The 23,578-nt window shown below is 71.4% G+C and carries 22 protein-coding genes and 1 riboswitch; of the genes, 17 read left to right on the top strand and 5 right to left on the bottom strand.

Annotation, left to right across the window (positions count from 1 at the left end):
* Positions 1-39 precede the first annotated feature (39 nt).
* Positions 40-1,290 (top strand): L,D-transpeptidase, encoded by a 1,251-nt coding sequence (locus AMK29_RS01725; RefSeq protein ID WP_073806805.1) that lies wholly within the window; start codon positions 40-42, stop codon positions 1,288-1,290.
* A gap of 5 nt (positions 1,291-1,295) precedes the next feature.
* On the opposite strand, the gene AMK29_RS01720 is transcribed toward AMK29_RS01725, so the two are convergent.
* A complete protein-coding gene (locus AMK29_RS01720) occupies positions 1,296-1,697 on the bottom strand; it encodes a response regulator transcription factor (RefSeq protein ID WP_073806804.1) in 402 nt (133 codons plus the stop codon).
* Positions 1,698-1,899: 202 nt separating this feature from the next.
* On the opposite strand from AMK29_RS01720, the gene ctaE reads away from it, so the two are divergent.
* From ctaE to AMK29_RS01690, 6 genes are all read left to right on the top strand, one after another.
* Positions 1,900-2,520: an aa3-type cytochrome oxidase subunit III gene (gene ctaE, locus AMK29_RS01715; RefSeq protein ID WP_073806803.1), complete on the top strand. Its 621-nt coding sequence runs from the start codon at positions 1,900-1,902 to the stop codon at positions 2,518-2,520.
* A gap of 74 nt (positions 2,521-2,594) precedes the next feature.
* Positions 2,595-3,404: a cytochrome bc1 complex diheme cytochrome c subunit gene (gene qcrC, locus AMK29_RS01710; RefSeq protein WP_073806802.1), complete on the top strand. Its 810-nt coding sequence runs from the start codon at positions 2,595-2,597 to the stop codon at positions 3,402-3,404.
* The gene (gene qcrA, locus AMK29_RS01705) at positions 3,401-4,453 is read left to right on the top strand and encodes a cytochrome bc1 complex Rieske iron-sulfur subunit (RefSeq protein WP_073806801.1); all 1,053 of its coding nucleotides are present in this window, start codon (positions 3,401-3,403) and stop codon (positions 4,451-4,453) included. The genes qcrC and qcrA overlap by 4 nt, the downstream gene beginning before the upstream one ends.
* Complete coding sequence (qcrB, locus tag AMK29_RS01700; protein ID WP_073806800.1) at positions 4,450-6,075, top strand: cytochrome bc1 complex cytochrome b subunit; 1,626 nt, start codon at positions 4,450-4,452, stop codon at positions 6,073-6,075. Before qcrA ends, qcrB begins: the two co-directional genes overlap by 4 nt.
* A 129-nt stretch (positions 6,076-6,204) precedes the next feature.
* A complete protein-coding gene (gene trpD, locus AMK29_RS01695; RefSeq protein WP_073806799.1) occupies positions 6,205-7,269 on the top strand; it encodes an anthranilate phosphoribosyltransferase in 1,065 nt (354 codons plus the stop codon).
* 78 nt (positions 7,270-7,347) lie between these two features.
* Positions 7,348-7,464: riboswitch (SAM riboswitch) on the top strand.
* A gap of 227 nt (positions 7,465-7,691) precedes the next feature.
* A complete protein-coding gene (locus AMK29_RS01690) occupies positions 7,692-9,083 on the top strand; it encodes an aminotransferase class V-fold PLP-dependent enzyme (protein ID WP_073806798.1) in 1,392 nt (463 codons plus the stop codon).
* A gap of 80 nt (positions 9,084-9,163) precedes the next feature.
* Here the strand turns inward: AMK29_RS01690 and AMK29_RS01685 are convergent, their stop codons facing one another.
* Together AMK29_RS01685 and AMK29_RS01680 are read right to left on the bottom strand one after the other, a co-directional pair.
* Complete coding sequence (locus AMK29_RS01685) at positions 9,164-9,445, bottom strand: Lrp/AsnC family transcriptional regulator (protein ID WP_030205672.1); 282 nt, start codon at positions 9,443-9,445, stop codon at positions 9,164-9,166.
* Entirely contained in the window at positions 9,442-10,176 is a 735-nt protein-coding gene (locus AMK29_RS01680) for a rhomboid family intramembrane serine protease (protein ID WP_073806797.1), read from the bottom strand. Before AMK29_RS01680 ends, AMK29_RS01685 begins: the two co-directional genes overlap by 4 nt.
* Before the next feature lie 158 nt (positions 10,177-10,334).
* Between AMK29_RS01680 and AMK29_RS01675 the strand changes: the two genes are divergently transcribed.
* The 5 genes from AMK29_RS01675 (at position 10,335) to AMK29_RS01655 (ending at position 15,783) form a co-directional block, all read left to right on the top strand.
* Positions 10,335-10,577, top strand: coding sequence for a hypothetical protein (locus tag AMK29_RS01675; RefSeq protein WP_015033005.1), 243 nt, complete (start codon positions 10,335-10,337; stop codon positions 10,575-10,577).
* 33 nt (positions 10,578-10,610) lie between these two features.
* Complete coding sequence (locus AMK29_RS01670; protein WP_073806796.1) at positions 10,611-11,975, top strand: NYN domain-containing protein; 1,365 nt, start codon at positions 10,611-10,613, stop codon at positions 11,973-11,975.
* 256 nt (positions 11,976-12,231) lie between these two features.
* Entirely contained in the window at positions 12,232-13,269 is a 1,038-nt protein-coding gene (locus AMK29_RS01665) for a C40 family peptidase (RefSeq protein WP_073808170.1), read from the top strand.
* Positions 13,270-13,464: 195 nt separating this feature from the next.
* Complete coding sequence (locus tag AMK29_RS01660; protein WP_073806795.1) at positions 13,465-14,487, top strand: C40 family peptidase; 1,023 nt, start codon at positions 13,465-13,467, stop codon at positions 14,485-14,487.
* 69 nt (positions 14,488-14,556) lie between these two features.
* Positions 14,557-15,783 carry a hypothetical protein gene (locus tag AMK29_RS01655; protein ID WP_073806794.1) on the top strand — a complete coding sequence of 409 codons (1,227 nt, stop codon included), beginning with the start codon at positions 14,557-14,559 and terminating at the stop codon, positions 15,781-15,783.
* 33 nt (positions 15,784-15,816) lie between these two features.
* On the opposite strand, the gene AMK29_RS01650 is transcribed toward AMK29_RS01655, so the two are convergent.
* Positions 15,817-17,097 carry a glycosyltransferase family 87 protein gene (locus AMK29_RS01650; RefSeq protein ID WP_073806793.1) on the bottom strand — a complete coding sequence of 427 codons (1,281 nt, stop codon included), beginning with the start codon at positions 17,095-17,097 and terminating at the stop codon, positions 15,817-15,819.
* 88 nt (positions 17,098-17,185) lie between these two features.
* Between AMK29_RS01650 and AMK29_RS01645 the strand changes: the two genes are divergently transcribed.
* Entirely contained in the window at positions 17,186-18,328 is a 1,143-nt protein-coding gene (locus AMK29_RS01645; RefSeq protein ID WP_073808167.1) for a glycosyltransferase family 4 protein, read from the top strand.
* A 68-nt stretch (positions 18,329-18,396) separates the two neighbouring features.
* Here the strand turns inward: AMK29_RS01645 and AMK29_RS01640 are convergent, their stop codons facing one another.
* Entirely contained in the window at positions 18,397-20,193 is a 1,797-nt protein-coding gene (locus tag AMK29_RS01640; protein WP_073806792.1) for an AMP-dependent synthetase/ligase, read from the bottom strand.
* A gap of 257 nt (positions 20,194-20,450) precedes the next feature.
* On the opposite strand from AMK29_RS01640, the gene AMK29_RS01635 reads away from it, so the two are divergent.
* The 4 genes from AMK29_RS01635 (at position 20,451) to AMK29_RS01620 (ending at position 23,530) form a co-directional block, all read left to right on the top strand.
* On the top strand, positions 20,451-21,218 hold the full coding sequence (locus tag AMK29_RS01635) for a metallophosphoesterase family protein (protein WP_073806791.1): 768 nt from the start codon (positions 20,451-20,453) through the stop codon (positions 21,216-21,218).
* A gap of 79 nt (positions 21,219-21,297) precedes the next feature.
* Positions 21,298-21,738 (top strand): SRPBCC family protein, encoded by a 441-nt coding sequence (locus AMK29_RS01630; protein WP_073806790.1) that lies wholly within the window; start codon positions 21,298-21,300, stop codon positions 21,736-21,738.
* A gap of 132 nt (positions 21,739-21,870) precedes the next feature.
* The gene (locus tag AMK29_RS01625) at positions 21,871-23,013 is read left to right on the top strand and encodes an ArsA family ATPase (RefSeq protein WP_073806789.1); all 1,143 of its coding nucleotides are present in this window, start codon (positions 21,871-21,873) and stop codon (positions 23,011-23,013) included.
* Positions 23,014-23,056: 43 nt separating this feature from the next.
* A complete protein-coding gene (locus AMK29_RS01620; RefSeq protein WP_073806788.1) occupies positions 23,057-23,530 on the top strand; it encodes a DUF5304 domain-containing protein in 474 nt (157 codons plus the stop codon).
* The last annotated feature ends 48 nt before the right edge of the window (positions 23,531-23,578 follow it).

Here is a 23,578-nt window from a genome sequence, read left to right as displayed (position 1 = left end):
CGGCGCGCTGCCGCCGAGGATTGTTCTTACGGTGAGTCCATGAACGACACGCCGCGCATTCGGACTGTTCTGAGCTGCACTCTTCTGGCGGTCACCGTCACCGTGGTCGCCTCCGCCTGCACGGAGACCGACGGCCATCCGCTGTCGGCGAGGGCGTACGACGCGGCGGACCAGCTCGCGGTCAGCGCCCCGGCCGACGGCGCCAAGGCGGACCCCGAGAAGCCCCTGGAGATCACCGCCAAGGGCGAGGGCCGGATCACCGACGTCACCGCCACCGACGCCTCAGGACACCACCTGGCCGGCGAACTCACCGCCGACGGACAGCGCTGGCGCTCCACGGCCGCCCTGGCGGCCGGCGCCCGCTACACCGTCCGTGTTTCCACCGAGGACGACGACGGCGCCCCAGGTACGCGTACGTACACCTTCGAGACGGCCCCGGCCAAGAGGGCCCTGACCGCGACCTTCGGCCCGGAGGCGGGCACGTACGGCGTCGGGCAGCCCATCACGGCCGAGCTCAGCCTCCCCGTCAAGGACCGCAAGGCGCGCGCCGTCGTCGAACGGGCCCTCAAGGTCCGCTCCACGCCCGCCGTCGAGGGCTCCTGGTACTGGGTGGACGACAAGAAGCTGCACTTCCGTCCGAAGGAGTACTGGCCCGCGGGCGCGAGCGTCACGGTCACCGGCAACCTGGACGGCCTCAAGGTCGGCGACAAGCTCTACGGCGGCGCGTCCAAGCCGCTGAAGCTCACCATCGGCGACCGGATCGAGGCCGTCGCGGACGCCGGATCGCACTACATGACCGTGAAGCGCAACGGAGAAGTGATCAACACCATTCCGGTGACCACCGGAAAACCGGGCTTCTCCACCCGTAACGGCATCAAGGTGATCCTGGGCAAGGAGTACTACGTCCGGATGCGCGGCACCAGCGTCGGTATCGCCGAGGGCAGCTCCGAGTCGTACGACCTGCCCGTCTACTACGCGACCCGGGTCACCTGGAGCGGTGAGTACGTCCACGCCGCGCCCTGGTCCGTCGGCTCACAGGGCGTGGCGAACGTCAGCCACGGCTGTGTCGGCATGTCGACGGGGAACGCGGCCTGGTTCTACGAGACGGTCCGCCCCGGCGACATCGTCAGGACCGTCAACAGCATCGGCGACATGATGGACCCCTTCGGCAACGGTTTCGGCGACTGGAACCTGTCCTGGGACAAGTGGCGTCAGGGCAGCGCCCTGGTGGAAGCCGCCGGAAGTCCGGTGGCCCCCACCGAGAAGGCCCGCCTGAGGCCCTCGATCTGATCAGCCTACGAGGCGATCGACAGACGCGAGCGCAGAAGCGCCGCGAGGGACGCCGCGAACTCGACCGGTTCCACCGGAAGGGTGACCGCGGCGTCCGCACGGCTCCAGGTGGCCAGCCAGGCGTCCTGCGGGCGGCCGATCAGGAGCAGCACGGGCGGGCAGTGGAAGACCTCGTCCTTGAGCTGCCGGCAGACGCCCATGCCGCCCGCCGGCACCGCCTCCCCGTCCAGGACGCACACGTCGACGCCGCCCTCGTCCAGGCGCTTCAGCACCGCCGGAAGCGTCGCGCACTCCACGAACTCGACCGGGGGGACGTCCGACGCGGGCCTGCGCCCGGCCGCCAGCCGTACCTGCTCGCGGGTGTTCGCGTCGTCGCTGTAGACCAGGACCGTGGCACTCGACTGCATCGTTCCTCCGGCTGGGAAGGCGGGTGGGTCGTCGTCGACCGATGCGCGGATGCTACTCCGGTCCACACCTCGTCAACACCCGTTCAACACCTGTTCGAAGGGTGCCCGGGGGCCGTCGCACTGGGCCGTATGGGCTGGACACACCCCTCTGACACTCCGAACGGCACCCCCCGGAGTGAGGGCGGGATAAGCGACCGACATAATGTCGGTCGTGGCGACAGTAACGACAGTAGAAACAGGGCACGCGCACCCGTCGGTCAATCGACCGAACCTCACCAGCGTCGGAACCATCATCTGGTTGAGTTCCGAGCTGATGTTCTTCGCGGCCCTCTTCGCGATGTACTTCACCCTGCGATCGGTGACGGGTGCCGACTATTGGAAGGCCCAGGCGGAACACCTGGCCTTCCCGTTCTCGGCGACCAACACCACGATCCTGGTGCTCTCCTCCCTCACCTGTCAGCTCGGCGTCTTCGCCGCCGAGCGGGGCGACGTGAAGAAGCTCCGGACGTGGTTCATCATCACGTTCGTGATGGGTGCGATCTTCATCGGCGGCCAGGTCTTCGAGTACACCGAGCTGGTCAAGGACGCGGGCATGTCGCTCTCGTCCGGGCCGTACGGCTCCGTGTTCTACCTGACCACCGGCTTCCACGGCCTGCACGTGACGGGCGGTCTCATCGCCTTCCTGCTGGTCCTGGGCCGGACATACGCCGCCAAGAGGTTCACTCACGAGCAGGCAACCGCCGCCATCGTCGTGTCCTACTACTGGCACTTCGTCGATGTCGTCTGGATCGGCCTCTTCGCCACGATCTACATGATCAAGTAATCGGCGCCGCCGACACGGCGGACCGAGACATCCAGCAAGCATCGACGCAGAAGATCCTGACACCGGGGTAATCCGTGAAAAAGCTCTCCGCACGACGACGCCATCCGCTGGCGGCGGTCGTCGTCCTACTTCTCGCGCTGGCGGCCACGGGGGGGCTGTACGCCGCCTTCGCGCCCGCGGGCACGGCGAAGGCCGATGAAACCGCCCAGTCCCTGGCCATCGAGGAGGGGAAGAAGCTCTACACCGTCGGCTGCGCCAGCTGCCACGGAACCGGCGGTCAGGGCACCTCCGACGGCCCGTCCCTCGTGGGCGTCGGTTCGGCCTCCGTCGACTTCCAGGTCGGCACCGGCCGTATGCCGGCCCAGCAGCCGGGCGCTCAGGTCCCGAAGAAGAAGGTCATCTACTCGCAGGCTGAGATCGATCAGCTCGCGGCGTACGTCGCCTCTCTCGGTTCCGGCCCGATCACGCCGAACGAGAGCCAGTACGACACGGCCGGCGCCAACATCGGCCGCGGTGGCGAACTGTTCCGCAACAACTGTGCCCAGTGCCACAACTTCACCGGTGAGGGTGGCGCGCTGACCTACGGCAAGTACGCCCCCAACCTCGAAGGCGTGAGCCCGAAGCACCTCTACGAGGCCATGCAGACCGGCCCGCAGAACATGCCCTCCTTCCCGGACACGACCATGCCGGAGAAGGAGAAGAAGGACATCATCGCGTACGTCCAGGCCGTCAACAGCGACAAGGCCGACAACCCGGGCGGTCTCAAGCTCGGTGGCCTCGGCCCCGTCAGCGAGGGCCTGTTCGCCTGGGTCTTCGGTCTGGGTGCGCTGATCGCAGTTGCCATCTGGGTCGCGGCCCACACCGCTAAGGCCAAGAAGTCATGAGTACCCAAGAGATTCCAGAAGAGAACCTGCCGGCAGGGCAGGACACCGCGCACGGCGCGGTGAAGGTCGCCGACGACCCGTTCGCCGACCCGGGCCTCCCGCCCCACAAGCCCCGCATCCAGGACATCGACGAGCGGGCCGCCCGTCGGTCCGAGCGCGCGGTCGCCTTCATGTTCACGCTGTCGATGCTGGCCACGGTCGGCTTCATCGCGTCGTACGTGATCTTCCCGGTCGACAAGATCGTGTACATCTGGCCCTTCGGCCGGGTGTCCGCGCTCAACTTCGCGCTCGGCTGGACCCTCGGTCTCGCCCTCTTCTTCATCGGCGCGGGCGCGGTCCACTGGGCCCGCACCCTGATGTCCGACGTCGAGATCGCGGACGAGCGGCACCCGATCCAGGCCGACGCCGAGACCAAGGCGAAGGTCATGGCGGACTTCGCGGCCGGTGCCGCCGAGTCGGGCATGGGCCGCCGCAAGCTCATCCGCAACACGATGTTCGGCGCGCTGTCGCTCGTACCGCTCTCCGGCATCGTGCTGCTGCGTGACATGGGCCCGCTGCCCGAGAAGAAGCTCCGGACCACGATGTGGGCCAAGGGTCTTCAGCTCATCAACATGAACACGCACGAGCCGCTGCGTCCCGAGGACGTGGCCGTCGGTTCGCTGACCTTCGCGATGCCCGAGGGCCTCTCGGAGCACGACCACCACTTCCAGACCGAGATCGCCAAGGCCGCCCTGATGATCGTCCGGATCCAGCCGGAGGACATCAAGGACAAGCGCGAGCTCGAGTGGTCGCACGAGGGCATCGTCGCCTTCTCGAAGATCTGCACCCACGTGGGCTGCCCGATCTCCCTGTACGAGCAGCAGACGCACCACGTCCTCTGCCCGTGCCACCAGTCCACCTTCGACCTCTCCGACGGCGCCCGCGTCATCTTCGGCCCGGCCGGTCACGCCCTCCCGCAGCTGCGGATCGGCGTGAACGACAAGGGCTTCCTGGAGGCGCTCGGCGACTTCGACGAGCCCGTCGGCCCTGCCTTCTGGGAGCGCGGATGAGCACCGTGACCGACACATCGAAGAAGGCGCCCGCGGGTGAGCGGGTCGCCGACTGGGCCGACGGTCGCCTGGGGATCTACTCGCTGGCCAAGGCCAACATGCGGAAGATCTTCCCGGACCACTGGTCCTTCATGCTGGGCGAGATCTGCCTCTACAGCTTCCTCATCATCATCCTGACGGGCGTCTATCTGACGATGTTCTTCCACCCGTCGATGAACGAGGTGGAGTACGCCGGACCGTACGTCCCGCTCCAGGGACAGCTGATGTCCGAGGCGTTCAACTCGACCATGCACATCTCGTTCGAGGTGCGCGGTGGTCTGCTCATCCGGCAGATCCACCACTGGGCGGCGCTGATCTTCCTCGCCGGCATGTTCGTGCACATGATGCGCGTGTTCTTCACCGGCGCGTTCCGCAAGCCGCGTGAGATCAACTGGCTGTTCGGCTTCCTGCTGTTCTTCCTGGGCATGTTCACCGGCTTCACCGGTTACTCGCTCCCGGACGACCTGCTCTCCGGCACCGGTGTCCGCTTCATGCAGGGCGCGATCCTGTCCGTGCCGGTCATCGGCACGTACCTCTCGATGTTCCTGTTCGGCGGCGAGTTCCCCGGCGGCGACTTCGTGGCCCGGTTCTACTCGGCCCACGTGCTGCTGCTGCCCGGCATCATGCTCGGCCTCGTGGTGGCCCACCTCATCCTGGTGTTCTTCCACAAGCACACGCAGTTCGCCGGCCCCGGCCGCACGAACAACAACGTCGTGGGCATGCCGCTGCTGCCGGTCTACATGGCCAAGGCCGGAGGCTTCTTCTTCCTGGTCTTCGGTGTCATCGCCGTCATCTCGGCGATCGCCTCGATCAACCCGATCTGGGCGCTCGGCCCGTACCGCCCGGACCAGGTGTCCACCGGCGCCCAGCCCGACTGGTACATGGGCTTCGCCGAGGGTCTGATCCGTGTCATGCCGGGCTGGGAGATCAACCTCTGGGGCCACACGCTGGTCCTCGGCGTGATGATCCCGCTGGCCATCTTCCCGGCCGTCCTCGCGGCGATCGCGGTCTACCCGTTCATCGAGTCCTGGATCACGGGCGACAAGCGCGAGCACCACATCGCGCAGCGCCCGCGCAACGCTCCGACGCGCACCGCCTTCGGTGTCGCCTGGATCACCGCGTACATGATCATGCTCGTGGGTGGTGGAAACGACCTCTGGGCGACGCACTTCCACCTGTCGCTCAACTCGATCACCTGGTTCGTGCGGATCTTCTTCTTCGTCGGCCCGGTCATCGCGTTCATCGCCACCAAGCGGATCTGCCTCGGCCTCCAGCGCCGCGACAAGGACAAGGTGCTGCACGGCCGCGAGTCCGGCATCATCAAGCGCCTGCCGCACGGTGAGTTCGTCGAGGTCCACCAGCCGCTCAGCCAGGGCGAGCTGCACCGCCTCACCGCGCACGAGCAGTACGCGGCCGCGGAGCTTCCGCCGGCCGTCGACGAGAACGGTGTGGAGCGCAAGATCGGGCGCATGGAGAAGCTCCGGATCAAGCTCAACAAGGGCTACTACGGCGACGACAGCCAGATCGCCAAGCCCACGGTCGAGGAGTACAAGCAGATCCAGGACGGCCACGGCCACCACTGATCACCTGAACTCCTGACCCGACAGGTCGCCACGGCGAGAGCCCCGTCCATTCGATGGACGGGGCTCTTTGCCGTCCCCGGGGATCGATAGGGTGGCCTCGTACCCGTCACGTGACGACCAGGAGCTGCCATGAGCGCTGTGACCCCCGCTGGAGGACCTACGTCGGCGGGCCGCTCCTGGCCCGTCGTCCTGGACGGTCTGCTGACCGGCCGCGACCAGAGCGCCGAGGACACCGCCTGGGCGATGGACCGGATCCTGCGCGGCGAGGCCACCGACGCCCAGATCGCCGGCTTCGCGGTCGCCCTGCGCGCCAAGGGCGAGACCGTCGAGGAGATCTCCGGCCTCGTCCGCACCATGTACGAGCACGCCAACACGATCGAGGTGCCCGGCCCCTCCGTCGACATCGTCGGCACCGGCGGCGACGGCGCCAAGACGGTCAACATCTCCACCATGTCCGCGATCGTCGTGGCCGGCACGGGCGCCAAGGTCGTCAAGCACGGCAACCGGGCCGCCTCCTCCGCCTCCGGCGCCTCCGACGTCCTGGAGAAGCTCGGCGTCAACCTGGAGCTGACCCCGCAGCGGGTCGCCGAGGTGGCGGAGGAGGCCGGGATCACCTTCTGCTTCGCGGTGAAGTTCCACCCGGCGCTGCGTCATGTCGCCGCGGCCCGCAAGGAACTCGGTATCCGGACCACCTTCAACTTCCTCGGTCCGCTCACCAACCCCGCCCGGGTGCGGGCCCAGGCCACCGGTGTCGCCGACGCCCGCATGGCGCCGATCATGGCCGGGGTGCTCGCCGAGCGCGGTTCCTCCGCGCTCGTCTTCCGCGGCGACGACGGGCTCGACGAGCTGACCACCACCGCCACCTCGCGGGTCTGGGTGGTCCGCGACGGCACGGTCCGCGAGGAGGCCTTCGACCCGCGGGACGTCGGCATCGACCTCGTACCCGTGGAGGCCCTGCGCGGCGCGGACGCCTCGTACAACGCGGACGTCGCCCGCCGGCTGCTCGCGGGGGAGACCGGCCCGGTACGGGACGCGGTGCTGCTCAACTCGGCGGCGGCGCTGGTCGCGCTCACGCCGGGGGAGGGCACCCTGGCGGAGCAGATCCGCGCCGGCATCGCGAAGGCCGCCGAGGCGATCGACTCCGGTGCGGCCCGGCGGGTCCTGGAGCGCTGGATCGCCGTCAGCAACGCGTGACCCCGTGTCGTACGACCCCGGTCCAGCATCCGGACCGGGGTCTTGCGCTTCGGCGATCATGTGGCAGGATGCTCTACAGGTCACGAGTGACAGCGTTTTGGCCCCGGCTTGCTGTCCGGCAACCCTCCGTCCGTGGCGGGGTGCCCCGGGTGATGACCAGGCCGTAGGCAGCGAGGTCTACGGCAAGCGCGGACCCCTCGAACACCAGGGGTCCTGGTCTCTCGAGGAGCTTTTTCCGTGAGCAAGCGAATGCGATAGGGCGAATCCGCCCCTTCTTCACCCTCGGAACAGGGTCACTTCCGCGTACCCGGACACCTGCGTACGCCCCCCTCCGTCTCCGGGGCATCACCCGTACCCCGCCGTCTCCGGCCGCGTACGGGATCACCGAAGCCATTCCGCACCGCCCGCCGGGAGATACCGCCATGTCCGCACACACCCATGCCGCCGTCGACACCGCCGCCGTCGAGTCCGCCGACCCCTGCTGCGCCGCCCCGCTGCCCGTCCTCGGCCGGGACGTCACGGTCCCGCTCGTCACCGGCGGCGAGGTGACCTACGCGGCGCTCGACTACGCGGCCAGCGCCCCGGCACTCCAGCGGGTGTGGGACGACGTCGCCGCGTACGCCCCGTACTACGGCTCCGTCCACCGTGGCGCCGGCTACCTCTCCCAGCTCTCCACCGACCTCTTCGAGAACAGCCGCGCCACCGTCGCCGAGTTCCTCGACTGCCGCCCCGCCGACCAGGTCGTCTTCACCCGCTCCACCACCGACTCGCTCAACCTGCTCGCCGCCGCGCTCCCCGCCGACTGCCAGGTCTTCGTCTTCGAGACCGAGCACCACGCCTCGCTGCTGCCGTGGCAGGACGCCCGGGTCACCTACCTCAACGCCCCGCGCACCCCGCAGCAGGCCGTCGCCACCCTGGAGCGCGCCCTCGCCGACCGGGAGCCCCACGGCCCCGCCCTGGTCTGCGTCACCGGCGCCTCCAACGTCACCGGCGAGCTGTGGCCGGTGAAGGAACTCGCCGCCGCCGCCCACGCGCACGGCGCCCGGATCGTGCTCGACGCCGCCCAGCTCGCGCCCCACCACCCGGTCTCCGTCCAGGACCTCGACGTCGACTGGATCGCCTTCTCCGGGCACAAGCTGTACGCGCCCTTCGGCTCGGGCGTCCTCGCCGGCCGCGCCGACTGGCTCCAGGACGCCGAGCCCTACCTCGCGGGCGGCGGCGCCTCCCGCACGGTGGCGCGCCGCGCGGACGGCGGCGTGGACGTGGAATGGCACACCACCGCGGCCCGGCACGAGGCCGGCTCCCCGAACGTCATCGGCGTGTACTCCATCGCCTCCGCCTGCAAGGCGCTCACCGAGGCCGGCTTCGACGCCCTCGTCGCCCGCGAGCGGCACCTGATCGCCACGGTCCGCGAGGGCCTCGCCGAGGTCCCCGAGGTCAAGGTGCTGTCGCTGTTCGGCGACGACGCGCCCCGGGTCGGCGTCATCTCCTTCGTCGTGGAGGGCTGGAACAGCTCCCACTTCGCCGCCGCGCTCTCCGCCGAGTACGGCATCGGCGTCCGCGACGGACTCTTCTGCGCCCACCCGCTGGTCCGCACGCTGCTCGGCAGCGACCCGCAGACCCAGGGGGAGTGCGGCGCCCCCGAGGCCGCTCCCGGCGAGCGGTCCCTCAACGCCATCCGGGTGAGCTTCGGCGCCGGTACGCCCGACGAGCACGTGGAGCGGTTCGTCGGCGCCGTGAAGGAGCTCGTCCGCGACGGCGCGCAGTGGAAGTACCGCACCGAGGACGGCCGCTGCGTCCCCGACCGCGGCTGAGCACTCACTCGTACGGGTGAAGGGGGCCTCCCGGTCGGGAGGCCCCCTTCAGTGCTGCGGTGCCGCGGGTGGCCCGGGTCTCAGGACTCCAGACCGATGGCGAAGGCCGCCTCCAGGTCGTGCTGGGAGTACGTACGGAAGGCGACGTGGGTGTCCGTGGCCTCGACGCCCGGGATCTTGCTGATGCTGCCGGGGATCACGTCCGCCAGGTCGTCGTGGCGCGGCACCCGGACCATGGCGATCAGGTCGTACGTACCGGTCACCGAGAAGACCTCGCTGACGCTGTCGAGCGCGGCGATCGACTCGGCGATCTCGGGGATGCGGTCCACGCTGGTCTTGATGAGCACGATCGCGGTGATCACGGCTGGCTTTCTCCCTCGGTCGCCGCGGCTTGGGCTTTCACTCTATCCCCACCCCGGTAGCGCCCCCAGGCGTAGAGGAAGCCGACCGAGAAGCCCACCACATGGGCCAGATAGGCGACGCCGGGTCCGGCGCCCGCCGCCCGCGCGGCCAGCCACTGGAGCACGAACCAGAAGATCAGCACGATCCAGGCGGGAAAGCGCAGCGGAAGGAAGAAGAGGAAGGGGAAGAGGCTGGTGACCCGGGCGCGCGGGAAGAGGAAGAGGAAGGCCCCCAGCACCCCGGAGATCGCCCCCGACGCCCCGACGAGCGTCTGCTCGCTGTGCGCGTGCGCCGCCGCGTACCCGAGGAGCGCGAGGTAGCCCGTGCCCAGGTAGAAGAGGGCGAACGCGAACCTGCCCATGCGTTCCTCGGTCATCGCCCCGAAGACGTAGAGGAAGAGCATGTTCCCCAGCAGGTGGAGCCAGCTGCCGTGGACGAAGAGCGCGGTCAGCGGGGTGAGCAGGGCCCGTGGCTCGCCGCTCATCAGCTCGGTGGGGACGACCCCCCAGCGGCGGAAGTACGTGCCCTGCGCCGCGAGGAGCTCGTCCCCCGTGCCGAACCCCGGGTTGAATCCGGACACCGGACTGATCACGAAGAGGAGGCAGCAGGCGGCGATCAGCCCGTACGTCACCGTGGGTCCGCCGCGGGCGCCGCGCCAGACACCGAGGAGCGCTCCTCGCCGATCGATCATGGACAGATCATGGCGTACCCGGGCCCTCCTGGACAGAGTGCCTCGCCGTGCCTCCGCCGACCCGTGAGGCCGTAGGGTTACGGGCAGTACAACCGCAGTTCGACGGCGCACCGCGGCTCCCGCACCTGGTAACCCGCAACAGGAAGAAGGACGGCACGATGACGACGGTTCCCCTGCCGACCGCCGAGACCCGCTGGCGCTGCACGCTCTGCGGCAATCTGACCCGCTTCGACGTGACCCGCTCCTCCAAGGTCGTCGAATACGTCCATCTGGACCTCGCGGGAGAGCCGACGGTCGAGGAGCGGCAGGTGGTCAGTGAGACCATCGAGTCGGTCCGCTGTCGCTGGTGCAACGCGGTGGACCAGATCGAACTGGTGGACAGGCCGGGCGCCGCCTCCTGAGGGACGGCGCGGACGACATAGGGGTGACGGATCGTGGAGCAGCCCGCGCACGGTGGTGAGCCGGCCGGCGCGGCAGGTGACGCTGCCGAGACGCTCGACCACCCACTGCCGGAAGGCGTACGGCGGCGGGTCGTCGCGCTGGTCGCGGACGCCTTCGGCGGGCTGACCGTCGCGGAGCTGCCCGCACCCCTGAGGCAGTACGCCCGCTTCACCGCGAGCCGGCGGGCCAAGTTCGCCGGCAACGCGATGGCGGCCGCCCTGGAGAGCGACCCGCTGTTCCGGCAGCGGATCGGCGAACGGTTCAAGCAGGGCCAGCCCGAGCTTGCGGGCGCCGTCGAGACCGGCACCCCGCCGGCCGCCGCCGACCCCGTCGACGTGGCCGCGGCCGCCTATGTGCTGCGCCCGCCCGGCTGGGTCAAACTCGTGGCCGCCGCGGGCGAGGAGGCCCTGCGCGCCGACGCCGAGCGGGCCGACGAGGCGGGCCGGCGCGAGCTGGAGCGGCTGCGTGAGGAACTCGCCGCCGCCCGCGACCGCTCCCGGGAGGAGACCGAGCAGCTGCGGCGCGACCTGGAGGCGGCCAGGAAGGAAGCGGAATCGCTTCACCGCAAGCTGCGCAGCGCCCAGAGCGACGTGAAGCGCGGCGAGGCCGCGCTGCGCCGCGTGCAGGGCGAGATCGAGAGCGCGCGGGCGGAGTCGGCCGCCCAGGTCTCCTCGGCCGAGAGCGAGAGCCGACGGCTCAAGGCCCGGCTCGGCGAGGTCGAGGCGGCCCTGGAGGCCAGCCGCAGGTCCGCCCGTGAGGGGCGCTCGGTGGAGGACATGCGGCTGCGGCTGCTGCTCGACACCGTCCTCGACGCCGCCCAGGGGTTGCGCCGCGAACTCGCGCTGCCGCCCGTCTCGACGCATCCCGCGGACACGGTGGACGCGGTGGAGCCGGGACGGATGTCCCCGAAGGACATCGCGGCGCGGGCGCTCTCCGAGACCGATCCGGCGCTCCTCGACCAGCTCCTGGCGCTGCCGCAGGCCCACCTGGTGGTGGACGGCTACAACGTCACCAAGACCGGCTATCCGACGATGCCGCTGGAGAAGCAGCGGTTGCGGCTGCTCGGCTCCCTCTCGGCCCTCGCGGCCCGCTCGGGCGCCGAGGTCACCTGTGTCTTCGACGGGGCGGAGCTGGCGGCCCCGGTGCTGCTCGCGCCGCCGCGCGGAGTGCGGGTGCTGTTCTCCAAGCCCGGTGTCACGGCCGACGAGTTGATCCGGCAGCTGGTGCGGGCGGAGCCGCCGGGCCGGCCGGTCGTGGTGGTCTCCACGGACCGCGAGGTGGCCGACGGGGTGGCGAAGGCGGGGGCCCGGCCGGTCGCGTCCGCCTTGTTGCTGAAGCGGCTTTCGCGGCTCTCGTGAAGCATCGCAACTCGTGGGTCTTTTGCCCGAATTCTGGATGGCGGACCGTCAAGTGGTCATCACTGCCCGTGCGATGCGTGTAAATAAAGTGGTGCCTGAGCGATAATTTTGCCAGCGGGATTTGAACTGATCACAACTTGGTCACTAGGGTCGGCCTTCGAACCTTCGCGCGGTTGATCATCCATCCGGGATGGCAGCGGAGGAACCGCCTGCCCCTGACCGGTTGGGCGGCTCGAGGAAGAAGGAGCTCGCCTTCGTGGCGTCCCACCGTCGACCCAAGCAGCCGAGCCGCACCCGCGTGACCGTGCTCACCGTGACCGCGGCCGCCGCCGTCGCACTCACCGCACAGTCCGGTGCCCAGGCGGCCCCCGCCAAGCCCAAGATCGACGAGGTCAAGTCCAAGGTCGAGGACCTGCGCCACGAGGCCGAGGAGGCCACGGAGCAGTACAACCTCGCCGACGAGCGCCGGGGCAAGCTGCAGAAGGAGATCGGCCAGCTCCAGGACAAGGTGGCCCGCGGCCAGCAGGAGCTCAACACCCTGCGCGACCAGATCGGTTCGGTCGCCAGCGCCCAGTACCGCTCCGGTGGCATCGACCCGGCCCTCCAGCTCTTCCTCTCCGCCGACCCGGACACCTACCTCGACAAGGCGTCCGCGATCGACCAGGTCAGCGCCCAGCAGGCCGAGGTCCTCACCTCGATCCAGGCCAAGCAGCGCACGCTCGCCCAGCAGCGCGCCGAGGCCACCTCGAAGCTGGCCGACCTCGAGGACGTCCGCAAGACCCTCGGCGCCAAGAAGAAGAAGTTCCAGGGCAAGCTGGCCGAGGCCCGCGCGCTCCTCAACACCCTGACCGCGGCCGAGCGCGAGAAGATGGAGCAGCAGGAGCAGCGCGCCAGCCGCGCCGCCGGCGAGCGCGTCGACCTCGGCAACGAGGCGCCCGCGTCGGCCTACGGCGCCGCCGCGCTCGCCGCCGCCGGCACCCAGGTCGGCAAGCCGTACGCCTCGGGCCAGGAAGGCCCCAACTCGTACGACTGCTCCGGTCTGACCATGTGGGCGTACGGCCAGGCCAACGTCCAGATCACCCGCACCACCTACACCCAGCAGAACGACGGCACGAAGATCGGCCGCAGCCAGCTCAAGCCGGGCGACCTGGTCTTCTTCAACGGCCTCTCCCACGTGGGTCTGTACGCGGGCAACAACACGGTCCTGCACGCCCCCTACCCGGGTGCCTACGTCCGCTACGAGTCCATGAACACCCTGGGTTCGTTCCAGTTCGGTGTCCGGGTCGGCGGCTGACCCACGACGAAACCCCGCGGCATGCCGCCCGAACGGGTGGTTCGCCGCGACGCGCACTGACCTGACGCCCCGCCGGTGACCTGTGTTCTCCGGCGGGGCGTCACTGTGTGTGCCCATCGGCTTCGTTGGACGCGGACTGATCAACGGCTACTGTCTGCCGCGCCAGTCTGCGTCGAGCCGAACGGAGCGCGATTCGTGGCGTCCCACCGCCGACCCGCCAGGGTCACCGTCCTCACCGCCGCCGCGGCCACCGCGGCGGCGTCCCTCGGGGCCGTCCCCGCGAGCGCCGACCCCGGAGCCGGGATCGAGGCCACCCGCGCCACGGTCGACCGCCTCTTCGAGGAGGCCGAGCGGGCCACCGAGGGCTACAACAAGGCGGACGAGAAGGCGGACGCGCTGCGCCGGACGGTCTCCCGGGCCAGGGACGGCCTCGCCCGCGGTCAGGAGCGCATCAACCACATGCGGGGCGCGCTCGGCTCGGTCGCCGGCGCCCAGTACCGCTCCGGCGGCATCGACCCCGCCCTCGCCCTGCTGCTCTCCTCCGACCCGGACAACTACCTCGACCGGGCCGCCGCCCTCGACCGGCTCACCGCCCGCCAGGGCGCCGCGCTCACCGAACTCCAGCGGGAGCAGCGCCGGCTGGACCAGAAGCGGTCCGAGGCGCGTACGGCCCTGGTCGAGCTCGACCGCAGCCGGGCCGAGGTCGCCCGCCACAAGCGCACCGTCGAGCGCAAGCTGGCCGAGGCCCGCCGGGTGCTCGCGAGCCTCACCGCCGAAGAGCGCGCCGACTTCGACCGGGCCTCCAGGTCCGGCGGACGCGAGGGCGGCCCCGCCGAGGCCGTGCCGCCCATGGCCGACCTCGGTCCGGCCTCCTCGCGGGCCTCCGCCGCGGTGATCGCCGCCCGCAGCGCGATCGGCAAGCCGTACGTGTGGGGAGCGACCGGACCCTCGGCCTTCGACTGCTCGGGCCTGATGGTCTGGTCGTACCGGCAGGCCGGGATCAGCCTGCCGCGCACCTCGTCGGCGCAGCGGTACGCGGGGCGTCAGGTGCCGCTCTCGCAGGCGCAGCCGGGCGACCTCGTCACGTACCGCGGCGACGCCAGCCACGTCGGGATCTACGCGGGCGGCGGCCAGGTCATCCACGCCCCCTACCCGGGTGCCCGGGTCCGCTACGACCCGGTGAACATGATGTCGCACGTGACGGTGACCCGGGTCTGACCCAGGGGCCTCCGCGACCCGTCCCCGTACGGGGAGCGGGGCCGGCCGTTCCGACCGTACGATCGGGGCGTGGCAGGTCAGGGAGGTGGAGCGGCGCGCGGCGCGACCGGGTGTCTGCTGGCCGCCCTCCTCGCCGTCGGCGGGTGCACCGCCCCCGCGCCGGCCGACCCGTCGCCCCGGGAGATCCAGAGCCTGCTCGACCGGCACGCGCGGGCGCTCCTCGACCGTGACGAGGCCGGCTACCTCGCGGCCCTCGACCCCTCGCTCGTCCCGGCGGCGCGCACCCAGTTCGACCGGCTCGCGGAGGTCCCGCTGGGCGGCCTGAGCTACCGGGTCACCGACGTCGACCGCACCGGCGGGGACACGGTCACCGCCGAGGCCGAGCTGGGGTACCGGATCGAGGGCTACGACCCGGCGCCCGTCACCACTGGACGGATCCTGGACCTCACGGAGCGGGACGGCCGCTGGTACGTCACCGGCGACCGCGCCGCCGAGGGCTCCCCGCAGCAGCTGTGGCAGCAGGGCGACGTCGACGCGGTGACCGGCCGGCGCAGCCTCGTCCTCGGCGTCGGCCAGAGCGACGAGCGGCTGCGGGAGATCGCGGCGGCGGCGGACCGGGCCGTGCCGGCGGTCGGGGACGCCTGGGACGGGACCTGGGCGGGCCGCGTCGTGGTCCTCGTACCGGCGTCGGTCGAGGCGATGGGACGGCTCCTCGGCGGACCGGCCGCCTCCTATCGGGGCATCGCGGCCGTCACGACCGGCGAGACGGGCGGCGGCCCCCAGGCGCCCGCCGACCGGGTGATCGTGAACCCCGAGGCGTACGCGGTGCTCGGCGCGTTCGGCCGGCAGCTGGTCCTCACCCACGAGGCCACCCATGTCGCCACCCGGGTCCAGACCACCAGGGCCACCCCGATCTGGCTCTCCGAGGGCCTCGCCGACTGGGTCGCCTACCGAGGCACCGGCCGCAGCGCCGTCCAGGCGGCGCCGGAGCTCGCCCGCGCGGTCCGGGCGGGCGAGCTGCCCGCCGGGCTCCCCGAGGACCCGGAATTCGGCTTCGGCGGCGACGCGGAGGCCCTGGCCCGGGCCTACGAGGGCGGCTGGCTGGCCTGCGAGCTGATCGCGGACCGCTGGGGCGAGGAGAAGCTGACGGCCTTCTACCGGGCGGTGGGGGCGCACCCGGGCCGCGCGGGCGCGGTCGAGAAGGCCCTCCAGGAGGTGCTGGGCACCACCCCGGAGGACTTCACCGCCGACTGGCAGGCCTATCTGCGCGAGCTGCTGGGCCAGGACGCGGCCTAGCGGGGCGATGCCGATCAGGCCCGGGCCCGGCCGTCAGAACGTGCCGGACAGGGCCTTCTCGCGCTCCGGCTGGACCGCCTGCGCGGGGATCGTCGCGGTCGCGGCGACGCGGGGTTCCGTGACCGTCTGCCGCCACAGGATCCGGCAGGCCATGAGGGTCGCGGCGATGAGCAGACCGTTCCGCGTGAAGAGCACCGCCACACCCAGCGGATCGCTCCGCGTCACGTGCGAGAACCACACCGGGAACTCGAACTGCGTCACCGCCGTCGCCCACACGATCAGATGCACCGGCTTCTCCATCCGGCTCGCCCGGTACGCGAGGCACACGGCCGCCAGACCGACCAGCCACAGCATGTACTGCGGGGAGAGCACCCGGCTGGTCGTCGTGAACAGCAGCACCGCGACGAAGGCCGCGTCCGCCACCGTCGACGAGGTGAAGCGGCGGGCCTTGAACCGCCACAGCAGCAGCCAGCCGAAGGCGACGAAGGTGAGCACCATGGCGGCCGTCGACACCGTGGAGACGTACGGGCCGAGGAACTCGATCGAGCCGTAGTTCATCCGCGCCTCGCCCTCCCAGCCGAAGTGCCGGGCCACATGGAAGACCATCGCGCCGAGCGACTCGACCTCCGTGCCCCGGTCGCGCTGGAAGGAGAGGAAGGCCAGCGCCCCCGGCATCCACACCATGCAGAGCAGCAGCACGGCCGCCGCCGCGCCCACCGCCGTCGGCCAGGCGCGGAAGGTCGCCCGCCCCTTCGGGGTGCCCGCGAGCAGCAGCACCGGCCACACCTTCAGGACCGCGCCGAACCCGGCGAGGGCGCCGAGGACGCGCGGGCTGCGGCCCGCCGCGAGCAGCGCCGCCACCGCGACGGCCGTCACCATCACGTCGTATCGGGCGTAGGTGGTCGGGCCGAACAGCGCGACGCCCGCGATCCAGATCCAGGCGCCGCGCATCGAGCGCCCGGCCCGGCGGCCCGTGTGGAGGAGCAGCCCGAAGACGAACGCGTCACAGAGGAGGGCGAGGACGAAGAAGGCGGCCGAGTAGCCGAGGAAGGGCAGCAGCCCCGGGGCGAGGATCGCGAACGCGGCGGCCGGCGGATACTGCCAGGTCACGTCGTCCAGCGGATACGTGCCCGTCCGCAGGACCTCGTACCAGCCCTGGTAGATGTCCTCGATGTCGGACGTGATGTCCGGCCCGGGGATCACGATGATCTTGAAGACGACCACCAGCAGGATGATCCGGGTCAGCGCCCAGAGTCCGATCGGGAGCCGCAGCTCCGCGAGTGACCGTGACCACTTTCCCACTGCGCCCGTCATCACTGGCTCGTCCTTGTCCTGTCGGCCCGCTCACGCGGGGGAGTGGTGGTGCTGGGCGGTGGGTGCGCTCGCGGTACTGTCGGCCACGATGCACAAGACCCTGATCGTAACCAACGACTTCCCGCCGCGTCCCGGCGGAATCCAGGCCTTCCTGCACAACATGGCACTCCGCCTGGATCCCGACCGGATCGTCGTCTACGCCTCCACCTGGAAGCGCAGCCGCGAAGGGATCGAGGCGACGGCCGCGTTCGACGCCGAACAGCCTTTCACGGTCGTGCGGGATCGCACCACCATGCTGCTGCCGACCCCCCGGGTCACCGCCCGGGCCACCGCGCTCCTCCGCGAGCACGGCTGCGAGTCCGTGTGGTTCGGCGCCGCCGCCCCCCTCGGCCTGATGGCGCCCGCGCTGCGCCGCGCGGGCGCCCGGCGGCTCGTCGCCACCACCCACGGCCACGAGGCGGGCTGGGCCCAGCTGCCCGGCTCCCGGCAGTTGCTGCGGCGGATCGGCGAGGGCACGGACACGATCACCTACCTCGGCGAGTACACGCGCTCCCGGATCGCGGCGGCCCTCACGCCCGCCGCCGCCGGCCGGATGACCCAGCTTCCGCCCGGGGTCGACGAGAAGACCTTCCACCCCGGCTCGGGCGGCGACGAGGTCCGCGCCCGCCTCGGTCTCAGCGACCGCCCCGTCGTGGTCTGCGTCTCCCGGCTGGTCCCGCGCAAGGGCCAGGACACCCTGATCCGGGCGATGCCGCGGATCCTCCGCCGGGTCCCGGACGCGGTCCTCCTGATCGTCGGCGGCGGCCCGTACGAGAGCGACCTGCGCCGCCTGGCAGCCGAGACCGGTGTCGCCGGGTCCGTGCGCTTCACCGGCGCCGTCCCCTGGTCCGAACTCCCGGCCCACTACGGGGCCGGCGACGTCTTCGCCATGCCCTGCCGCACCCGGCGCGGCGGCCTCGACGTGGAGGGCCTCGGCATCGTCTACCTGGAGGCCTCCGCCACCGGCCTCCCGGTCGTCGCCGGCGACTCCGGCGGCGCCCCCGACGCCGTCCTCGACGGCGAGACCGGCTGGGTCGTCCGCGGCGAATCCGCCGAGGACACCGCCGACCGCGTCACCACCCTCCTGCTCGACCCCGAGCTCCGCTCCCGCATGGGCGAGCGGGGCCGCGCCTGGGTCGAGGAGAAGTGGCGCTGGGACCTGCTGGCCGAGCGGCTGCGCGCCCTGCTCTGAGAGGCCACGCCGAGAGGGGCCCGGGACGGTGATCGTCCCGGGCCCCTCCGTACGTCCGGCCTGTCGGCTCAGACGGTGTAGATCGCCTCGATCTCGTGCGCGAAGTCCTTCGCCACCACGTTCCGCTTCAGCTTCAGGGACGGCGTGATGTGGCCCGCCTCCTCCGTGAACTGGGCGGGGAGGATACGGAACTTGCGGACCGACTCCGCCTTCGAGACGGCCGCGTTGCCGTCGTCGATCGCGCGCTGGACCTCCGCCACGAGCTCCGCGTCGTCGCGCAGGGTCGCCGCCGTCGAGCCCGCCGGCTTGCCGTGCTCGGAGGCCCAGCGGCCGAGGAACTCCTCGTCGATCGTGACCAGCGCGCCCACGAACGGACGCCCGTCGCCGACCACCATGCACTCCGCGACCAGCGCGTGCGCCCGGATCCGGTCCTCGATGACCGCGGGGGCGACGTTCTTGCCGCCCGCCGTGACCAGGATCTCCTTCTTCCGGCCGGTGATCGCCAGATAGCCGTCCTCGTCGAGGGTGCCGATGTCACCCGTGTGGAACCAGCCGTCGGCCAGCGCCTCGGCCGTCGCCGTCTCGTTGTTCCAGTACCGCGAGAAGACGTGCTCGCCGTGCAGCAGCACCTCGCCGTCGTCGGCGATCCGCACCACCGAACCCGGCAGCGGCTGGCCGACCGTGCCGATCTTCTGCCGGTCCCAGGGGTTGAACGCCGTCGCCGCGCACGACTCCGTCAGGCCGTAGCCCTCCAGGACCGTGAAGCCGATGCCCCGGAAGAAGTGGCCGAGCCGCTCACCGAGCGGCGCGCCCCCCGAGATCGCGTACTCGCCGCGCCCGCCGAGCACCGCCCGCAGCTTGGAGAAGACCAGCTTGTCGAAGACCTTGTGCTTCAGCCGCAGGCCGAAGGACGGACCCTGCGGGGTGCCGATCGCCCGGCTGTACGCGATCGCCGTGTGCGCGGCCTTGTCGAAGATCTTGCCCTTGCCGTCGGCCTGCGCCTTCGCCCGAGCCGAGTTGTAGACCTTCTCGAACACCCGGGGCACGCCCAGGATCAGCGTCGGCCGGAACGAGGCAAGCTCGTCGGTGAGGTTCTTGATGTCCGGGACGCAGCCCAGCCGGATCGGCGCCATCACGGACGCGACCTCGACGAGCCGACCGAAGACGTGCGCGGCGGGCAGGAACAGCAGCACCGAGCACTCACCGGTACGGAAGAGGGGCTTCAGCCGCTCCACCACGTTGCCGCACTCGGCGAAGAAGGCCCGGTGGGTCAGGACGCAGCCCTTGGGGCGGCCCGTCGTGCCCGAGGTGTAGACGATCGTCGCCGGGTCGTCCGCGTTCGCCGCCGACATGCGCTCGTCGAGCAGCTCGTCGGAGACGTCCGCGCCGGTCGCCGTGAGCCGCGCGACCGCGTCGTCCTCGATCTGCCACACGCCCTTGAGCTCCGGGAGGTGCGCCCGTACGGACTCCACCGACGCCTGGTGCGCCGCGCTCTCGACCAGCACCAGCGTCGCGCCCGAGTCGCCGAGGATCCACTGGATCTGCTCCGGCGAGCTCGTCTCGTACACCGGTACGGTCACGCCGCCCGCGCTCCAGATGGCGAAGTCGAGGAGCACCCACTCGTACCGCGTGCGCGACAGCAGCGCGACCCGGTCACCCGGCTCCACGCCGGCGGCGATCAGACCCTTGGCGGCCCCGCGGACCTCCGCGAGGAACTCCGTGGCGGTCACGTCCGTCCACGTCCCGCCGACCTTGCGGCCCATCACGGCGACGTCTGGGTGCTGGGAGGCGTTGCGGCGGATGAGATCCGTCAGGTTGCCGTCCGCGGGGACCTCGTACAGGGCCGGAAGGCTGAACTCGCGCAAGACTGCTGCTCCTCATCGGGCGCCGGCGCCACGGCTCTGTGTGATGCACCGGTGAAGTCCAAGAAACTGGCGGGTGCTCCGTGGGGGTGAGCACGACTGGACTGCCCGGACGTTACCCATCAGTACATGGTTCCCGATAGGGGGTCCCGGCCAGATGTTCGGTGCGTCACACATGTATGGCGGTGCTCTGCGCAGAGTAATCCACAGGTTTCCCGACTTGGAAGTAACCGCAGGTCGCACCCCCTAAGGTAGGGCCCATGCGAGTCCATGTGGTCAGTGACGTGCACGGGAACGCCGACGACCTCGCCCGGGCGGGGAACGGTGCCGACGCCCTCATATGCCTGGGGGACCTGGTCCTCTTCCTCGACTACGCCGACCACAGCCGCGGCATCTTCCCCGACCTCTTCGGCGTCGAGAACGCCGACCGGCTCGTGGAACTCCGCACCGCCCGCCGCTTCGACGAGGCCCGTGACCTGGGCCGTCGCCTCTGGGCCGAGCTCGACGTCGACCGCGACACCGCGATCGAGGCCGCGGTCCGCCGTCAGTACGCCGAACTCTTCGCCGCCTTCCCCACCCCCACCTACGCCACCTACGGCAACGTGGACATCCCCCGCCTCTGGCCCGACTTCGCCCGGCCCGGGACGGCCGTCCTCGACGGCGAGCGGATCGAACTGGGCGGACTGGTGTTCGGCTTCGTCGGCGGCGGCCTGCGCACCCCCATGCGCACGCCGTACGAGATCTCCGACGAGGAGTACGCGGCGAAGGTCGAGGCCCTCGGCGACGTCGACGTCCTCTGCTCCCACATCCCGCCGGAGGTGCCGGAGCTGACGTACGACACCGTCGCCCGCCGCTTCGAGCGGGGCAGCCGCGCCCTGCTCGACGCCATCCGGCGCACCCGGCCCCGCTACTCCCTCTTCGGCCACGTCCACCAGCCGCTGGCCAAGCGGATGCGGATCGCTTCGACCGAGTGCGTGAACGTCGGCCACTTCGCCTCCACGGGCAGGCCCTTCGCACTGGAGTGGTGACAGGCGGCCCGTCGCGGCGCGATAGCCTTCCGTCGGCACGTCGGATGTCTGCGGACCGCACAGTGGAGGAGCCACCACGATGGCCGAACACACCAGCTCGAGCATCACCATCGAGGCGGCGCCGGCCGACGTCATGGGCGTGATCGCCGACTTCGCCCGCTACCCCGAGTGGACGGGCGAGGTGAAGGAGGCCGAGGTCCTGGAGACCGACGCGTCCGGGCGCGCCGAGAAGGTGCGGCTGCTCCTCGACGCCGGGGCGATCAAGGACGACCACACCCTCGCGTACACGTGGACCGGCGCCGACGAGGTCAGCTGGACGCTGGTCAAGTCCCAGATGCTCCGCTCCCTCGACGGCTCCTACCGGCTGGCGCCGCTCGGCGGCGACCGGACCGAGGTCACGTACCAGCTGACCGTCGACGTCAAGATCCCCATGCTCGGCATGATCAAGCGCAAGGCGGAGAAGGTCATCATCGACCGCGCGCTCGCGGGCCTGAAGAAGCGCGTGGAATCGGCCAAGTAACTCCGCACGCCCGGACCCGACCCGTCCGGGGCCCACCGCGGCCACGGGCGAGTGGGCTCGGAGCGACTGCCCGCAGCGGGCCGCGTCGGCCCATGGCGGGGCCGACGTGGTGGGGCGGTAACGTTCGGCGGCATGCGGATCATCCTTGTCACCGGCCCCGGCGGCGCCGGCCGCACCACCGTCGCCGCCGCCACCGCCCTCGCCGAGGCACGGGCCGGCCGCCGCGTCCTGCTCGTCTCCGAGGACGCCGACCCGCTCCTGACCGGCGACGGCGAACCCGGACTGCGGGTCACCCGCCCCGAGCCCGCCGCCGACTTCCGCCGTGAGTTCCTCGCCCTCCAGGCCCGCTCCGGCACCGCCCTCGACCTGCTCGGCGCCTCGCCCTTCGAGGAGGCCGAGCTCACCGAACTCCCCGGCAGCCGCCAGTTCGCCCTGCTCCGCTCCCTGCGCGACGCCGCCCAGGGCGACCACGAACTCGCCGTCGTCGACCTGCCGCCGCTCCCCGAGGCCCTCGCCGTCCTCGCCCTGCCCGAGCAGCTCCGCCGCTACCTGCGCCGCCTCCTGCCCACCGAACGGCAGGCCGCCCGCGCCCTGCGCCCGATGCTCGCCCAGCTCGCCGGGGTCCCCATGCCCGCGCAGTGGCTGTACGAGACCACCGCCCGCTGGGAGGAGGAGCTCGCCGCCGTCCAGGCCGTCGTCGAAGCCCCCACCACCAGCGTCCGGCTCGTCCTGGAACCCGGCCCCGCCGCGGGCCGCGCCCTGCGCACCGCCCGGCTCGGCCTCGCCCTCCAGCGCCTCGCCCTCGACGCCGTCGTCGCCAACCGGCTGCTGCCCGCCGACTCGGAGGACCCCTGGCTCGCCGGCCTCACCACCCAGCAGCACCGGCACCTCGCGGAGCTCCGTACCGGCGCCGCCGGGGTCGTCGACGAGCTCCCCCACCTCGGCCGGGACCCGCGCGGCCCCGAGGACCTCACGCTCCTCGCGCCCGCACGGCCCGCCGCCCTGCCCGCCCCCGTACCGGAGTGGTCCGTCGAGGACCGGCGGGAGGAGGACGGCGTGCTCGTCTGGCACATCGCCCTGCCCGGGGCCGTCAAGGACGACCTTTCCCTCGTCCGCCGCGGTGACGAACTGCTCCTGACCGTCGGCGGCTTCCGCCGCAACGTGCCCCTGCCGGGCGCCCTGCGGCGCTGCGCCGTCAGCGGAGCCGGCCTCGTCGACGGCGACCTCCGGGTGCGGTTCACGCCGGACCCCGGCCTCTGGCCCCGTACTCCCTGAGCGGGCGTGTACCGTCGAAGTACCAGCCACTGAGGAGTACGCCATGAGCGATTCGGACGCCTGGGCCAAGGCGTGCGCAGAGGACCTGGAGGCGGAGAAGGCCCGCCGCAGGGCCCAGCGCGGGGACGGGACCGGTTCGCCCGCCGAGGAGTTCCGCAAGCTCTTCGAGGCCGTCGCCGACAAGGTCTCCGGCGGCCTCGGGAACCCGCTGCTCGGCGGCCAGGCCGTCGACACCGTGCAGCACCTCGTCAACCAGGCGAAGGCCGCCGTCGAGCCCGTCATGGAGCGCAACCCGCAGGTCTTCGACCACCTCGCGGCCGCCGGGAACGAACTGCTCGCCGCCTACCGCTCCGCCGTCGAGGGCCACGAGCGCCGCTGGACCCGCGACGAGAAGGTGTCCCCGGACGACCCGCGCGACCCCCGCCGGGACGCCGACGGCCCGCGCGAGGGCGACCGCGGCGACGGCCGCGAGGACGGCGAAGGGCCCGGAACCGGCCAGCCCATCGACCTTGACTGATCAGTAGCCCCTTTCCCCTCGGGTACGGTGGGCCTTAGCGGGGCTCGA

The organism is Streptomyces sp. CB02261 (assembly GCF_001905665.1).
GTDB lineage: Bacteria > Actinomycetota > Actinomycetes > Streptomycetales > Streptomycetaceae > Streptomyces.
The sequence above is the reverse complement of the archived record's forward strand: the minus strand, read 5'-3'. Positions and strand labels throughout refer to the sequence as shown.

What these genes read in the sequence shown, in the direction of transcription:
- AMK29_RS01725 (WP_073806805.1), top strand. Translation starts at nt 40, where the DNA reads ATGAACGACACGCCGCGCATTCGGACTGTTCTGAGCTGCACTCTTCTG.
- AMK29_RS01720 (WP_073806804.1), bottom strand. Translation starts at nt 1,697, where the DNA reads ATGCAGTCGAGTGCCACGGTCCTGGTCTACAGCGACGACGCGAACACC.
- ctaE (WP_073806803.1), top strand. Translation starts at nt 1,900, where the DNA reads ATGTCGGTCGTGGCGACAGTAACGACAGTAGAAACAGGGCACGCGCAC.
- qcrA (WP_073806801.1), top strand. Translation starts at nt 3,401, where the DNA reads ATGAGTACCCAAGAGATTCCAGAAGAGAACCTGCCGGCAGGGCAGGAC.
- qcrB (WP_073806800.1), top strand. Translation starts at nt 4,450, where the DNA reads ATGAGCACCGTGACCGACACATCGAAGAAGGCGCCCGCGGGTGAGCGG.
- trpD (WP_073806799.1), top strand. Translation starts at nt 6,205, where the DNA reads ATGAGCGCTGTGACCCCCGCTGGAGGACCTACGTCGGCGGGCCGCTCC.
- AMK29_RS01690 (WP_073806798.1), top strand. Translation starts at nt 7,692, where the DNA reads ATGTCCGCACACACCCATGCCGCCGTCGACACCGCCGCCGTCGAGTCC.
- AMK29_RS01680 (WP_073806797.1), bottom strand. Translation starts at nt 10,176, where the DNA reads ATGATCGATCGGCGAGGAGCGCTCCTCGGTGTCTGGCGCGGCGCCCGC.
- AMK29_RS01675 (WP_015033005.1), top strand. Translation starts at nt 10,335, where the DNA reads ATGACGACGGTTCCCCTGCCGACCGCCGAGACCCGCTGGCGCTGCACG.
- AMK29_RS01650 (WP_073806793.1), bottom strand. Translation starts at nt 17,097, where the DNA reads ATGACGGGCGCAGTGGGAAAGTGGTCACGGTCACTCGCGGAGCTGCGG.
- AMK29_RS01645 (WP_073808167.1), top strand. Translation starts at nt 17,186, where the DNA reads ATGCACAAGACCCTGATCGTAACCAACGACTTCCCGCCGCGTCCCGGC.
- AMK29_RS01635 (WP_073806791.1), top strand. Translation starts at nt 20,451, where the DNA reads ATGCGAGTCCATGTGGTCAGTGACGTGCACGGGAACGCCGACGACCTC.
- AMK29_RS01630 (WP_073806790.1), top strand. Translation starts at nt 21,298, where the DNA reads ATGGCCGAACACACCAGCTCGAGCATCACCATCGAGGCGGCGCCGGCC.
- AMK29_RS01625 (WP_073806789.1), top strand. Translation starts at nt 21,871, where the DNA reads ATGCGGATCATCCTTGTCACCGGCCCCGGCGGCGCCGGCCGCACCACC.
- AMK29_RS01620 (WP_073806788.1), top strand. Translation starts at nt 23,057, where the DNA reads ATGAGCGATTCGGACGCCTGGGCCAAGGCGTGCGCAGAGGACCTGGAG.